This window comes from Streptomyces poriferorum, from assembly GCF_019399235.1.
Lineage (GTDB): Bacteria > Actinomycetota > Actinomycetes > Streptomycetales > Streptomycetaceae > Streptomyces > Streptomyces poriferorum.
Map to the genome: position 1 here is coordinate 1 of NZ_JAELVH010000649.1, position 433 is coordinate 433.

The following is a 433-nucleotide window of genomic DNA, read 5'->3' on the forward strand; positions in this document are numbered from 1 at the left end:
CGTCAGGGGCGAGCCCAGGACCAGGACGAGTGCCGCCGCGGCGGCCGGGACCAGCCCGGCCGCCGCGATCAGGCGCGGGAACGGCCGCCGTGAGGGCCGTTCCCGCGGGGTGCGCGCGCTCAACCGCGCCGGCGCCGGACCGTGCGGAGTCCGCCGAGAGCGGCGCCCGCCGCTGCCAGCAGTCCGGCCGCGCCGGCCGCCAGGGCCGTACCGGAGAGGCCGGTGGAGCCGCCGCCGGTCAGGGCGGTGGAGCCGTCACCCGCGTCGACCGGGCCCTCGGGCATGGGGCCGTTGCCGCCTCCGTTGCCACCGCCTCCGTTGCCACCGTTCCCGTGGCCGCCGCTCCCGTTCCCGTGGCCGCCGCCCCAGTGGCCGCCGCCCCCGTGCCCGCCGTCGGACGGCTTCGGCTTGGGGTGGTGGGTGCGGGTGGGGC

At 81.1% G+C, this 433-nt stretch carries 1 protein-coding gene; it reads right to left on the reverse strand.

Annotated features, from left to right (window positions below; translation table 11 throughout):
• Positions 1 to 119: 119 nt before the first annotated feature.
• Positions 120 to 433: hypothetical protein (locus JGS39_RS40245; protein WP_219574687.1), on the reverse strand; the 314-nt coding region annotated here is incomplete at its 5' end.